Origin of the sequence: Streptomyces viridosporus (assembly GCF_002078235.1) — a bacterium.
Lineage (GTDB): Bacteria > Actinomycetota > Actinomycetes > Streptomycetales > Streptomycetaceae > Streptomyces > Streptomyces viridosporus.
Window position 1 is genome coordinate 1 of sequence record NZ_MSGP01000204.1, and the last position, 12,186, is coordinate 12,186.

Sequence of the window (12,186 nt, forward strand, 5' to 3'; positions counted from 1 at the left end):
GCCGGAAACTTCCTTCACGAGAGCGAGCGCCTCCTCGACGTCGAGATCGTCGGCGTCCGCGTCGGCCCCGGTGGCATGCGCGGTCATCCCGCGTCCGGGCGGCTGTCGGGGGTCGCGTCCGGCGCGACGTCCGCGGACGGGGGAACGGCGGCCTCCTCGTCCGCCCAGCGCAGCGCGAGGGCCTCGGCCTTGCGGGCCGCCTCGGCGACGGCCTCCTTGTCACCGCCCGCCCGCGCGGCCGCGTAGCCGACGAGGAAGGTGGTCAGCGGCGCGGCGGGCCTGGCCACGTTGTGGGCGGCGTCACGGGCCAGGTCGAGCAGCACGCCGGTGTCGACGTCCAGGTCGATGCCCAGCTCGTCCTTGACTGCGGAAATCCATTCATCCAACACGTGCCCATGCTCCCTGATGCGTGCTCTGGCAATGGCGATGTCGTCCCAGGTGTCGCAGTCGAAGGACGCCACCGGGTCCACGACACGGGCGAGGTCGAGCGAGGCGGTCAGCCGGCGCAGGGACAGCCCGGTCAGTTCACCGTGCCGGTCGGTGAGCGCGGCCAGTTCACGGCGCAGGGCCGGGCTCCGGTACGCGGCCACGAGCGGCTGGTCCCGGCCGTCGGCGTCGGTCAGCACCACGCCGTCGGCGGTGGAGCGGCGCAGGGCCTCCCCCAGCCCTTCGACGGTACGCCGGTCGAGGAACGGCAGGTCGGCGGAGAGCAGGACGACGTGGTCCGCCGTGGTGTGCCGGAGCCCGGCGTCGAGCGCGGCGAGCGGTCCGCCGCCCGGCGGTTCCTCGCGGGCCCAGACGACGGGCCGCTCGGTGGGCCGGGGGTCGGCGACGACCACCGTGGTCCGGGCGGCGGCGCAGGCCGCGAGCACCCGGTCGAGCAGGGCCCGTCCGCCCACGCGTACCCCGGGCTTGTCCGTGCCCCCGAGCCGCCGGGCGGCACCACCGGCGAGCACGACGGCGTCGTACGCGGCGTCGTCCGTGGCGGGCGCCGGCCTCCGCGCGGGGCCGGTGCCGGGATCACGAGGATGCTCGAACTCGGTCACCCCCCGAGTATGCGTGCCCCCGCCGTCACGGAGAACGCGGGGGCACGCCGGGCACGGCGGGAACGCCGGGCACGACGGGAGAGGCCGGAGAGGGGAGGACGGCGGAAGAGGGGAGGACGGCGGGAATCACAGGGTCCGCAGCAGCACCGCCGGTTGTTCCACGCAATCCGCCACGTACCGCAGGAAGCCCCCCGCCGTGCCGCCGTCGCAGACCCGGTGGTCGAAGGTGAGCGAGAGCTGCACGACCCGCCGTACCGCCAGCTCGCCCTCGTGCACCCATGGCTTGGGGACGATGCGGCCGACGCCGAGCATGGCGGCCTCGGGGTGGTTGATGATCGGGGTGGAGCCGTCGACGCCGAAGACGCCGTAGTTGTTCAGCGTGAAGGTGCCGCCCGTGAGCTCCGCGGGCGTCAGCATCCCGGCCCGGGCCGCCTCGGTCAGCCGGGCGAACTCCGCGGTCAGCGATTCCGCGTCCCGCGCGTGCGCGTCCCGGACGACGGGGACGACGAGCCCCCGGTCGGTCTGCGCGGCGAACCCGAGGTGCACGTCCGCGTACTGGACGACCTCCCTGGCCTCCGTGTCCACGCCGGAGTTGAGCTCGGGGAAGCGGGCCAGTGCGGCCGTGCAGATCCGGGCCAGCAGGGCGAGCACGGAGATCTTCGGGCCGCCGGACGCGTTCATGGCGGCCCGCGTGCGCATCAGTTCGGTCGCGTCGGCGTCCACCCAGCAGGTCGCGTCCGGTATCTCGGTACGGCTGCGGGAGAGCTTGTCGGCGACGGCGCCGCGGATGCCCTTGAGGGGGATGCGGGTGGTCCGGGCGGCCTCCGCGGCGCCGGGGGACGGCCGGGTCTGCGCCACCTGCCGCTGCGGCTCGTCGACCGCCCGGCCCGTACGGTCCCGTGCGGCCCGCAGCGCGTCCTCCACGTCCGCCCGCAGGATCAGTCCGTCGGGCCCGGAACCCGCCAGCTCCCGCAGGTCCAGGCCGTTCTGCCGGGCCAGCCTGCGCACCAGGGGCGAGATGACGGGGACGGGGCCGTCGACCGCCGGCCGGGGCCGTCCGTTCGCCGCGGACACGGCGGACGCGGCGGACACGGCAGGCGTGGCAGGTGTCATGGGCGCGGTGGGCGTGACGGATGCGGGGGGCGCGGGGGGCGCCGGACGCACCCGGCGGCGCCGGGCCGGCGCCTCCGACGTGCCGTAGCCGACCAGGACGTTGCCCGAACCCCCGGCGCGGGAGTCCTCCCGGGAGCCCTCGGTGCGGGAGCCCTCCGGCCGGGAACCCTCGCTCCGGGCGGCGGAGGCGTTCGCCCCTCCCGTCGGGTGGTCGCCGTCCGGCTCCCCGACCGCCACCGTCAGCAACGGGGCGCCGACGGGCAGTTCCGTGCCCTCCGCGCCGAACCGGGCGGTGACCACACCGCCGTAGGGGCAGGGCACCTCCACCATGGCCTTGGCCGTCTCGACCTCGACGACCGGCTGGTCGACGGCGACGACATCGCCGACCTCGACCAGCCAGCGCACGATCTCCGCCTCGGTGAGTCCCTCACCGAGGTCGGGGAGCTTGAACTCCAGCACCTGTGTCATCAGCTCTCGGCCTCCCACTGCAGACGCCCCACGGCGTCCAGGATCCGGTCCACACCGGGCAGGTGGTGGCGCTCCAGCATCGGTGGCGGGTACGGCAGGTCGAACCCGGCCACACGCAGCACCGGCGCCTCCAGGTGGTGGAAGCAGCGTTCCGTGACCCGGGCCGCGATCTCCCCGCCCGGGCCGCCGAAGCCGCCCGACTCGTGGACGACGACCGCGCGTCCCGTCCGCCGCACCGAGGCGCACACCGTCTCGTCGTCGAACGGCACCAGGGAGCGCAGATCGACGACTTCGAGGTCCCAGCCCTCGGCCCGGGCCGCCTCGGCCGCCTCCATGCAGACGGGTACGGACGGCCCGTACGTGATGAGTGTGGCGCTCCGGCCGGAGCGCCGCACCACCGCGCGGCCCATCGGCTCGACGGACACCGGCTCCTCGGGGTTCCAGGAGTCCTTGGACCAGTACAGGCGCTTGGGCTCGAGGAAGACGACCGGATCGTCGGAGGCGATGGCGGCGCGCAGCAGCCCGTAGGCGTCCGCGACGGTCGCGGGCGTGACGACATGGAGCCCCGGAGTCGCCATGTAGTACGCCTCGGAGGAGTCGCTGTGGTGCTCGACGCCGCCGATGCCCCCGCCGTAGGGGACGCGGATGGTGAGCGGCAGGGGCATCTTCCCGCGCGTGCGGTTGCGCATCTTCGCCACGTGCGAGGTCAGCTGCTCGAACGCCGGGTAGGCGAAGGCGTCGAACTGCATCTCCACGACCGGGCGCAGCCCGTACATCGCCATGCCGACGGCCGTGCCGAGGATGCCCGCCTCGGCCAGCGGGGTGTCCGTGCAGCGGTCCTCGCCGAACTCCTTGGCCAGCCCGTCGGTGATGCGGAAGACACCGCCGAGGGTGCCGACGTCCTCGCCCATGACGTGCACGGACGGGTCGGCGGCCATGGCGTCGCGCAGCGCGCGCGTGAGGGCCTGCGCCATGGTGGCCGGCTTGACCGCGACGGTGGTCATCGCTGCGCCCCTTCCGACTCGGCCTCGGCCGCCAGCTCCGCCCGCAGTTGCTCCCGCTGCTCCAGCAACTGGGGGGTGGGTTCGGCGTAGACGTGGGTGAAGAGGTCCATGGGGTCGAGCGCCGGGTCCTGGTTCATGTGGGCGCGCAGGGAGGCCGCCATGGTCTCGGCGTCCCGGCGGACGGCGTCGATGCCGTCCTCGTCGAGCAGGCCGCGTGCGGTGAGCTCCCGTTCCAGCAGGACGATCGGGTCGTGCTGCTTCCAGGTCTCCACCTCGGCGTCGCCGCGGTAGCGGGTGGCGTCGTCGGCGTTGGTGTGGGCCTCCACGCGGTACGTGATCGCCTCGACCAGGGTCGGGCCGCCGCCCGCGCGCGCGTGCCGGACGGCGTCGGCGAGGACCTCGTGCACGGCGGCGGCGTCGTTGCCGTCGACCAGGCGGCCGGGCATGCCGTAGCCGACGGCCTTGTGGGCCAGCGACGGGGCCGCGGTCTGCTTGGCGAGCGGTACGGAGATCGCGAAGCCGTTGTTCTGGACGAAGAAGACCACCGGGGCCCGCCAGACGGCGGCGAAGTTCAGCGCCTCGTGGAAGTCGCCCTCGCTGGTGCCGCCGTCGCCGACCAGGGCGAGGGCGACCACGTCGTCGCCCTTGAGGCGGGCGGCGTGGGCGAGGCCGACGGCGTGCGGGAGCTGGGTGGCGAGCGGGGTGCTCAGCGGCGCCACCCGGTGCTCGTAGGGGTCGTAGCCGGTGTGCCAGTCGCCGCGCAGCAGGGTGAGGGCCTCGACGGGGTCCACGCCGCGTGCGACGACGGCGAGGGTGTCGCGGTAGCTCGGGAAGAGCCAGTCGCGCTCCTCCAGGACGAGCGCGGCGGCCACCTCGCAGGCCTCCTGACCGGTGCTGGAGGGGTAGACCGCGAGACGGCCCTGCTTGGTGAGGGCGGTGGCCTGCGCGTTGTAGCGGCGGCCCTTCACCAGCTCCGCGTACAGCCGGCGCAGCAGCTCAGGGTCGGCCTTCGCGGCCGCCCCGGTGCCGAGCACCCGGTACGGCTCCGCGTCGGGCAGCAGCGGCGCGGGGTCGGTACGGGGCTGCCAGGCGGGCGGCGGCGCGGGCCGGTAGGCCCCCCGCTGCTCCATGACCGTCATGACGGCACCTCCTCGTGGGACGGCTGACGGAGACACGGCGTCTGTGACGTGCCTCACCAACCGATTGTTCGGTCGTCGGCACATTTTGGCTATGGGTGGCACCAGGCTGTGGACAAACGGTTCTCCACACCCTGAGATGGGGGCAGGACGTCCATGGCGGAGAGGCGGGGGCGGGTGGCATCTGAACAAATGGCCGGAGGGCCGGAGGGAGCGGCCGAGGACCGGGAGGGGACCGGGCGGCTTCCGCCCCCGCGTCCGCTGGACGCCATCGACCAGGACATTCTGCGGCTGCTCCAGCAGGACGGCCGCGCGTCCGTACGCTCGGTCGCCGAGCAGGTCCACGTCTCCCGCGCGAACGCCTACGCCCGCATCAACCGGCTCGTCGAGGACGGTGTCATCCGCGGCTTCGGCGCCCGCGTCGACCACGAGCGGGCCGGTCACGGGACGTCCGCCTACATCACCCTGAAGATCGTCCAGAACTCCTGGCGCACCGTCCGCGAGCAGCTCAGACAGCTCCCCGGTGCCTCCCACATCGCCCTGGTGGGCGGGGACTTCGACGTCCTGCTGCTGGTGCACACGCCCGACAACCGGGCCCTGCGCGAACTGGTGCTCACCCGGCTCCAGGCCATCCCCGAGGTGCTCAGCACCCGCACCCTGCTGGTGTTCGAGGAGGAGGACCTGGAGCCACAGGGGTGAAACCCCTCAGGGCGCCCTGCACAGCCCCTCGAAGACCAGCCGCGCCACCGCGTCGGCCACCTCGCGCTCGTCCATGCCGCGCCCGTCCGGCCGGTACCACTCGACGATCGAGTTGATCATCCCGAAGACCAGCCGGGTCGCCAGGCGCACCTGTATGTCGCCGCGCACGTCCCCGTCGGCCGCCGCGGCCTTGAGCAGCTCGGCGACCCGGTGGTCGAACGTGCGCCGCCGCTCCAGCGCCCACCGCTCGGTGTCCGTGTTGCCGCGCACCCGCAGCAGCAGCGTCACGTACGGCAGCTCGGCGATCAGCACCTCGACCATCCGCCGGACGACGTACTCCAGCCGCTCGGCGGCCCGCCCCGCGCCCGCCCGCTCCTCGTCGAGGATGCCGAAGAGCCCGTCCAGCGCCCGGCTCACCGCGCGGCGCAGCAGTTCCTCCTTGCCGGTCACGTGGTGGTAGATCGACGACTTGGAGATGCCGGCCGCCTTGGACAGGTGCTCCATGGAGGTGCCGTCGTAGCCGCGCTCGTTGAACACCCGCACGGCGACGGACAGCAGCGTCTCCGGGGTGTAGGTGTCGCGCCGGGCGGTGGTCATGGGGTGTCCTCCCGCTTGTCGGAGGCGTAGGCGTGCCGGCCGAGCGCGAGGGACGGCGCGTAGCGGCCGGACGGTTCGCGCTCGTGCAGTTCCTCCAGGAGGGAGCCGGCCCAGCCGCGGCCGAGGCGGCGGTTCCACTCGAAGGGTCCGAGAGGGTAGTTCACACCCGACCGCATCGCGGTGTCGATGTCCTCCTCGGTGGCGACGCCCTTGGCGACGGCGTCGTGCGCCAGGTCGATGATCCGCGCCACCGTGCGCGCGACGATCATGCCGGGGACGTCCCCGATGACGCTGACCTTCTTCCCCAGCGCCTGGAACAGGCCGGTGGCCTCGGCGACGGTGCGCGCGGAGGTGTCCTGGCAGTGGGACAGGGCGACGCGCGGGGCCGTGCGGTAGTCGAGGGCGAGGTCGAAGTAGACGACGTCGTGGAACTCCACGGAGGTCTGGCCGTCGGCGAGGACCAGCTGGCCGCCGCCGGGCAGCACCAGGCGGGTGCCCTCGTCCTCGGCCTCCTCGCGCACCTCGATGCCGGCCTCGCGGATCAGGGCGAGCAGCTCCGAGGCGGGCCCCAGGTCACCCTCGGCGACCACGTACGCGGGCGGCTCGGCGGGCTCGGCGGTGTGCGGCTCGGGGCGCTCGGCGCCGTCCCGGTAGTCGTACCAGCCCCGGCCGCTCTTGCGGCCGAGGCGGCCGGACTCGACCAGCCGGCGCTGGGCGAGGGAGGGGGTGAAGCGCACGTCCTGGAAGAAGGACCGCCACACCGAGTGGGTGACGGACTCGTTGACGTCCTGGCCGATGAGGTCGGTCAGCTCGAAGGCGCCCATCCGGAAGCCGCCCGACTCGCGCAGCACCGCGTCGATGGTGGCCGGGTCGGCGCCCTGCGACTCGTACACCGCGAAGGCCTCGGCGTAGAAGGGCCGGGCGATGCGGTTGACGATGAAGCCGGGGGTGTCGGCGCAGGCGACCGGGGTCTTGCCCCAGGCGCGGGCCGTCTCGTACGCGCGCGTGGCGTACGAGACCTCGGTGGCGAACCCGGAGACGACCTCGACCAGCGGCAGCAGCGGGGCGGGGTTGAAGAAGTGCAGGCCCACGAAGCGGCCGGGGACGCGCAGGGCGCCGCCGATCGCGGTGACGGAGAGGGAGGAGGTGTTGGTGGCGAGCAGGCAGTCGTCGGAGACGACGTCCTCCAGCGCGCGCAGCAGTTCCTGCTTGACGTCGAGCCGCTCCAGGACGGCCTCGACGACCAGGGCGCAGCCGGCGAGGCCGGTGAGCTCGTCGACGGGCAGCAGGCGGGCGCGGGCGGCGTCCCGGTCGGCCGCCGTGAGCCGCCCCTTCTCCACCAGCCGGTCGAGCCGGGCGCCGATCGCGTCGGCCGCTTCCCGGGCCCGGCCGGGAGCGGCGTCGTGGAGCCGTACGGGATGGCCCGCGACCAGCGCGACCTGGGCGATTCCCTGGCCCATGGTGCCGGTGCCGACGACGGCCACGGGACTGCTGAGGTCGAGTGCTGTCATGGGCGCGATCCTCCCGCACGACGTTTTCCACAGATACGCCGGATCCCCTTGTCCCGACCGATCGTTCGGTTACCCTAACTCTGACCGTCTCTTTCCGCCCACGTTTCCCACCCTTCCTTCTGCCCGGTCCATGAACTCGACGGAGAGTTCCCGAGACGAGGAGTTGGTCCCCATGGCCGCCGAACTCACCGCGCACCAGCTGATCGCCCGGCACCGTCCCACCCTGGACCAGGCACTGGAAGCGATCCGCACGCGCGCGTACTGGTCCCCGCACCCCGAACACCCCAAGGCCTACGGGGAGGACGGCAGTCTGGACCTGGCGGCGGGCAAGGCCGCCTTCGACGCCCTGCTCGGCACCCGCCTCGACCTCGGCCAGCCCGGCACGGACGGCTGGGTCGACGGCGAGGTCTCCCCGTACGGCATCGAGCTGGGCGTCAGCTACCCGCACGTGGACCCCGACGTACTGCTGCCGGCCATGAAGGCCGGGATGCGGGCCTGGCGGGACGCGGGCGCGGAGACGCGCGCGGTGGTCTGCCTGGAGGTCCTCAAGCGGATCAGCGACCGGACGCACGAGTTCGCCCACGCGGTGATGCACACCTCCGGCCAGGCGTTCATGATGGCGTTCCAGGCGGGCGGCCCCCACGCGCAGGACCGCGGCCTGGAGGCGGTGGCGTACGCCTACGCGGAACAGGACCGCACGCCCGGCACCGCCGAGTGGACCAAGCCGCAGGGCAAGCGCGACCCGCTGAAGCTGACCAAGCGGTTCACCCCGGTCCCGCGCGGCATCGGCCTGGTCATCGGCTGCAACACCTTCCCGACCTGGAACGGCTATCCGGGCCTGTTCGCCTCCCTCGCCACCGGCAACGCGGTCCTGGTCAAGCCCCACCCGCGCGCGGTGCTGCCGCTCGCGCTCACCGTGCGCACCGCGCGCGAGGTGCTCACCGAGGCCGGCTTCGACCCGAACCTGGTCGCGCTGGCCGCCGAGCGGCCGGGCGAGGGCATCGCCAAGTCGCTGGCGACCCGACCGGAGATCCGGATCATCGACTACACCGGTTCGACGGAGTTCGGCGACTGGCTGGAGACCCACGCCCGCCAGGCGCAGGTGTACACGGAGAAGGCCGGCGTCAACACGGTGCTGGTGGAGTCGACGGACGACTACAAGGGGATGCTCGCCAACCTGGCGTTCTCCCTGTCGCTGTACAGCGGCCAGATGTGCACCACCCCGCAGAACCTGCTGATCCCGCGCGCCGGCATCACCACCGACCAGGGTCCGAAGTCCTTCGACGAGGTCGCCGCCGACCTGGCGAAGGCGGTCGACGGACTGCTCGGGGACGACGCCCGCGCGGGCGGCCTGCTGGGCGCGCTCGTCAACCCGGACGTCAAGGCCCGCCTGGAGGCCGCCGCCTCGCTCGGCGAGGTCGCCCTCGCCTCCCGCGAGATCACCCACCCGGAGTTCCCGGGCGCGGTGGTCCGCACCCCGGTGATCGTGAAGCTGGACGGCGCCAAGCCGGACGACGAGGCCGCCTACATGAGCGAGTGCTTCGGCCCGGTCTCCTTCGCCGTCGCGGTCGACTCCGCCGACGACGCGGTGGAACTGCTGCGGCGCACCGTCCGCGAGAAGGGCGCGATGACGGTCGGCGCGTACACCACCTCCCCCGAGGTCGAGGAGGCGGTGCGCGAGGCCTGCCTGGAGGAGGCCGCCCAGCTCTCCCTCAACCTCACCGGCGGGGTGTACGTCAACCAGACGGCCGCCTTCTCCGACTTCCACGGCTCCGGCGGCAACCCGGCGGCCAACGCGGCGCTCACCGACGGCGCGTTCGTGGCCAACCGCTTCCGGGTGGTCGAGGTGCGCCGGGAGGCGTAGGGCCTGCCGCGGGGCGCGCTCAGGCGGGCGCGCCCCCGGTGGCGCTCCAGTGGTACAGCGTCATGGCCACACTGGTCGCGAGGTTGTAGCTGGAGACGTGGGGGCGCATCGGCAGCGCGATCAGGTGGTCGGCCCGCGCGCGCAGTTCCGGCGAGAGCCCGCTGCGCTCGGACCCGAAGGCGAGCAGGGCGTCGTCGGGCAGTTTCGTCCCGCGGATGTCCTCGCCCTCCGGGTCGAGCGCGAAGACCGGACCGGGCGGCAGCTCCCCGGCGGTCAGCCGCTCCACCGCGGTGGCGAAGTGCAGTCCGGCCCCGCCGCGCACGACGGTGGGGTGCCAGGGGTCGAGCGTGCCGGTGGTGACGACCCCGGTCGCCCCGAACCCGGCGGCCAGCCGGATCACGGCCCCGGCGTTGCCCAGGTTGCGCGGGTGGTCCAGGACCACGACGGGGGCGGTGCGCGGAATCCGGGTGAGCCTCTCGAGGTGGCCCGCGCGGGAGGGGCGTACGGCCAGGGCGGCCACGGCGGTGGGGTGCGTGCGCGGGACGAGCGAGGCGTACGTCGCGTGCGGCACCTCGGTCAGCAGCGTCGCCAGGGTGTCCCGGACGTCCGGGGCCAGCTCGTCGGCGAGGGCGAGCGCGGCGGCCCGGTCGGCGGTGACCGCCACCAGGACCTCCGCCCGGAAGCGCACGGCGTGCTTGAGGGCGTGGAAGCCGTCGAGCAGCACCGCGGTGCCGCTCTGCCGGTGCCAGAGGGCGACGGGATCGGTCATGCCGTGCAGCCTACGCGCGCGGTGGCGGGGCCCCTTCGGGCGCGGGGAGCGCCTTCGCCGCCCGCGCCCCGTCGGCCCGGGCCCCGTCGGCGCCGTCGGCGCGGGCATCCGGACGCCGCGGCCCGGGGACGGGCGCACCGCCACCGCGCGGACGCAGGCGGTCCCCCGCGCGCGCCGCCCGGGCGCCCAGGCGGCGCAGGAAGGACGTCGGCAGGAAGACCGCGTCGGCCGCGAGCATCGCCAGGGAGAAGAAGGGCAGCCCGAGGACGACGGCGATCACCACGTGCTCGGTCATCATCAGGGCCAGCAGGACGTTCTTGATCCGCCGGTTGAACAACGTGAAGGGGAAGGCGACCTGCACGGCGACCGTCCCGTAGGTCACCAGCATCACCAGGGTGCCGTTGGCCGACAGCAGGTCGGAGAGGGCCGGCCAGGGGGAGAAGTACTCCAGGTGCAGCGGGTAGTGGACCGCGGTGCCGTCCTGCCAACGGGAGCCCTGCACCTTGTACCAGCCGGCGGTGGCGTAGATCAGGCACACCTCGGCCATGATCACCAGCAGGGCGCCGTTGTGCACGATGTTCGCGACGACGTCCAACAGGATCCGCGACTGCCCGGTCCGCGCGCGGCGTCCGGCCAGCCACCACAGCGCCTGGGCCGCCCACACGACCCACAGCAGCACCGGTACGAACCGGTCACCGTCCATCCGGCCCGCCAGGGTCGCCAGGAGCAGCAGGAACCCGAGCACGCCCCACAGCGCCGGGCCGACCCGGTCCCGCGGCCGCTCCCCGCGCGCGCGTGCCTCCGCCTCGCGCCGGGCGCGCCGCGCGTCCAGGGACCAGACCCGGCCGCAGCGCGTGAACACGAGGTAGATCGACATCAGGTGCAGGACGTTGTCGCCGCCGTCCCCCATGAAGACGCTGCGGTTCTGCAGCGTCAGCACCCCCACCATGAACAGCACCGACGTGGTGCGGGTGCGCCAGCCCAACAGCAGCAGCAGGCTCCACAGCACGGCGAGCGCGTAGACGGCCTCGAACCAGCCCTGGCCGTCCGACCACAGCAGCGCGGTGAAGGCGCCGTTGGTTCCGACGAGCTGGTCGGCGAGGTCCCAGCCCCAGGGGCTGTCGGGTCCGTACAGCTCCTGGCGGTGGGGGAACTCGCGCAGCAGGAACAACAGCCAGGTCAGGCTGAAGCCGATGCGTATGACGGCGGTCTGGTGGGGGCCGAGCGCCTGGTCGGTGACGCGGGTGACGGCACGGGAGACCGCCGGGGGGAAGCGGTTCACCCGACGCCTCCCCGGGCCTCGTCCTCCGGCACCGGCCACCAGGGCAGCGTGCGGTACTCGGGCGTGGTGGAGACCTGCTCCTCGCTCCACTCGGGCGGCGGCACCTGGGTGGTGCGCGAGCGGAGCTGGACCCGGTCGACGACGCCGCCCGGGCCGGCCGCGTCCGCCCGGTCGAGACGCAGCACCGTGATCCGGCGCAGGTACGCCTCGGACAGCGCCCCGCGCAGGCCCACCGGACGGTTGTCGTCGTCGTGCGTCGCGATCAGGAAGTCCCAGGCGCGCCGCAGTTCGTTCTGCTGGGTGTGGCTGGGCAGCGGGTTGCCGTCGATGGCCCGGCCGTCCTGCGCGGACAGGTCGTACCAGCCGGTGGTCCGCACTCCTCCGTCCGCCGTCCGGATCTCGGCGCGCGCCTGGACGGCGATGTTCTGCTGCAGCGGGTTCGGGGCGAACAGTTTCCAGTTCTGCTCGAACTCCGGATAGATCCAGTCCTCGATCGTCCTGCTGTGTTCCTTGCTGACCGTGTTCGCGGGCGCCACGTGCAGGAACGTCATGCCGAGGTGCACACAGACCCCGGCCGCGACGCTCACGAGCGCCACCGCGACGCCGATCCGGTGGCGGAGGGAGAGGGCGGCCACACCGGTACGGGGCTCGGAGGGCGGACCGGCCGCCGGCACGGGCGGGCCGTCCGCCCTGTCGT

11 protein-coding genes are annotated in these 12,186 nt (G+C 73.7%); 2 read left to right on the plus strand and 9 right to left on the minus strand.

The window, feature by feature from the left end; translation table 11 throughout:
* Nucleotides 1-83 precede the first annotated feature (83 nt).
* The 4 genes from B7L92_RS15065 to pdhA all read right to left on the minus strand — a co-directional run bounded on the left by B7L92_RS15065 (nt 84) and on the right by pdhA (nt 4,770).
* Nucleotides 84-1,046: an NTP transferase domain-containing protein gene (locus tag B7L92_RS15065; protein WP_081238044.1), complete on the minus strand. Its 963-nt coding sequence runs from the start codon at nt 1,044-1,046 to the stop codon at nt 84-86.
* 126 nt (nt 1,047-1,172) lie between these two features.
* A complete protein-coding gene (locus B7L92_RS43525; RefSeq protein ID WP_081238046.1) occupies nt 1,173-2,627 on the minus strand; it encodes a dihydrolipoamide acetyltransferase family protein in 1,455 nt (484 codons plus the stop codon).
* Nucleotides 2,627-3,631, minus strand: a complete 1,005-nt coding sequence (locus B7L92_RS15075) for an alpha-ketoacid dehydrogenase subunit beta (RefSeq protein WP_081238048.1) — start codon at nt 3,629-3,631, stop codon at nt 2,627-2,629. Before B7L92_RS15075 ends, B7L92_RS43525 begins: the two co-directional genes overlap by 1 nt.
* Complete coding sequence (gene pdhA, locus B7L92_RS15080; protein WP_081238050.1) at nt 3,628-4,770, minus strand: pyruvate dehydrogenase (acetyl-transferring) E1 component subunit alpha; 1,143 nt, start codon at nt 4,768-4,770, stop codon at nt 3,628-3,630. Before pdhA ends, B7L92_RS15075 begins: the two co-directional genes overlap by 4 nt.
* A 189-nt stretch (nt 4,771-4,959) precedes the next feature.
* Here pdhA and B7L92_RS15085 point away from each other — a divergent pair, with 189 nt between their 5' ends.
* The gene (locus B7L92_RS15085; protein ID WP_081238052.1) at nt 4,960-5,466 is read left to right on the plus strand and encodes an Lrp/AsnC family transcriptional regulator; all 507 of its coding nucleotides are present in this window, start codon (nt 4,960-4,962) and stop codon (nt 5,464-5,466) included.
* A 6-nt stretch (nt 5,467-5,472) separates the two neighbouring features.
* Here B7L92_RS15085 and B7L92_RS15090 read toward each other — a convergent pair whose 3' ends face one another.
* Nucleotides 5,473-6,063, minus strand: coding sequence for a TetR/AcrR family transcriptional regulator (locus B7L92_RS15090; protein WP_081238053.1), 591 nt, complete (start codon nt 6,061-6,063; stop codon nt 5,473-5,475).
* The gene (locus B7L92_RS15095; protein ID WP_081238054.1) at nt 6,060-7,574 is read right to left on the minus strand and encodes a 3-hydroxyacyl-CoA dehydrogenase; all 1,515 of its coding nucleotides are present in this window, start codon (nt 7,572-7,574) and stop codon (nt 6,060-6,062) included. The genes B7L92_RS15090 and B7L92_RS15095 overlap by 4 nt, the downstream gene beginning before the upstream one ends.
* Before the next feature lie 172 nt (nt 7,575-7,746).
* On the opposite strand from B7L92_RS15095, the gene paaN reads away from it, so the two are divergent.
* On the plus strand, nt 7,747-9,438 hold the full coding sequence (gene paaN / locus B7L92_RS15100) for a phenylacetic acid degradation protein PaaN (protein ID WP_081238056.1): 1,692 nt from the start codon (nt 7,747-7,749) through the stop codon (nt 9,436-9,438).
* A gap of 19 nt (nt 9,439-9,457) precedes the next feature.
* On the opposite strand, the gene B7L92_RS15105 is transcribed toward paaN, so the two are convergent.
* From B7L92_RS15105 to B7L92_RS15115, 3 genes are all read right to left on the minus strand, one after another.
* A complete protein-coding gene (locus B7L92_RS15105) occupies nt 9,458-10,207 on the minus strand; it encodes a TrmH family RNA methyltransferase (protein ID WP_081238058.1) in 750 nt (249 codons plus the stop codon).
* Nucleotides 10,208-10,217: 10 nt separating this feature from the next.
* A complete protein-coding gene (locus B7L92_RS15110) occupies nt 10,218-11,489 on the minus strand; it encodes an HTTM domain-containing protein (protein WP_081238060.1) in 1,272 nt (423 codons plus the stop codon).
* Nucleotides 11,486-12,186: DUF5819 family protein (locus B7L92_RS15115; protein WP_438363995.1), on the minus strand; the 701-nt coding region annotated here is incomplete at its 5' end. The genes B7L92_RS15110 and B7L92_RS15115, both read right to left, overlap by 4 nt.

Coding starts and splice junctions, on each gene's coding strand:
- B7L92_RS15095 (WP_081238054.1), bottom strand. CDS start 7,574: ATGACAGCACTCGACCTCAGCAGTCCCGTGGCCGTCGTCGGCACCGGC.
- B7L92_RS15075 (WP_081238048.1), bottom strand. CDS start 3,631: ATGACCACCGTCGCGGTCAAGCCGGCCACCATGGCGCAGGCCCTCACG.
- pdhA (WP_081238050.1), bottom strand. CDS start 4,770: ATGACGGTCATGGAGCAGCGGGGGGCCTACCGGCCCGCGCCGCCGCCC.
- B7L92_RS15085 (WP_081238052.1), top strand. CDS start 4,960: ATGGCCGGAGGGCCGGAGGGAGCGGCCGAGGACCGGGAGGGGACCGGG.
- B7L92_RS15105 (WP_081238058.1), bottom strand. CDS start 10,207: ATGACCGATCCCGTCGCCCTCTGGCACCGGCAGAGCGGCACCGCGGTG.
- B7L92_RS15090 (WP_081238053.1), bottom strand. CDS start 6,063: ATGACCACCGCCCGGCGCGACACCTACACCCCGGAGACGCTGCTGTCC.
- B7L92_RS43525 (WP_081238046.1), bottom strand. CDS start 2,627: ATGACACAGGTGCTGGAGTTCAAGCTCCCCGACCTCGGTGAGGGACTC.
- paaN (WP_081238056.1), top strand. CDS start 7,747: ATGGCCGCCGAACTCACCGCGCACCAGCTGATCGCCCGGCACCGTCCC.